Genomic DNA, 572 nt, shown 5'->3' on the forward strand with positions numbered 1-572 from the left:
TATTAAAGGTGATGCTTTATTAGAGCAACAATGGATTGGTATCCATGCGGTAGGCCGTGGTAGTGAACGTCCACCAGTATTATTAGCATTAGATTACAACCCAACTGGTGATGAAAACGCGCCTGTTGCAGCCGCTTTAGTTGGTAAAGGCATTACGTTTGATTCAGGTGGTTACTCAATCAAAGCAAGTGAAGGCATGTTAGGCATGAAATGCGACATGGGCGGCGCAGCAACTGTGACTGCAGGTTTAGCACTTGCTATTAGCCGTGGTATCAACAAACGCATTAAGTTGTTCTTATGCTGTGCTGAAAACTTAATTTCAGGCCACGCCTACAAACTTGGCGATATCTTAACGTATAAAAATGGTACAACGGTTGAAATCGTTAACACAGACGCTGAAGGTCGTTTAGTACTAGCTGATGGCTTAATGGCAGCAGGTGAGTCTGGCGCGCCATTAATCATTGATGCGGCAACCTTAACAGGCGCTGCGCTTGTTGCTGTAGGCCAAGAGTACAATGCATTGTTTGGTCTTGATAAAGAGCTTGTACGTGACGTACAAGACTTTGCAGAGC

Annotated in this window: 1 pseudogene; it reads left to right on the forward strand. The window is 44.9% G+C overall.

Features of this window, described 5'->3' with window-relative positions:
* Window positions 1-572: pseudogene (locus E0L37_RS21255) on the forward strand (aminopeptidase PepB); the annotation flags it as partial.

It is taken from the genome of Alcanivorax sp. 24, from assembly GCF_004360225.1.
In the GTDB taxonomy this organism is placed as follows: Bacteria; Pseudomonadota; Gammaproteobacteria; order Pseudomonadales; family Alcanivoracaceae; genus Alloalcanivorax; species Alloalcanivorax xiamenensis.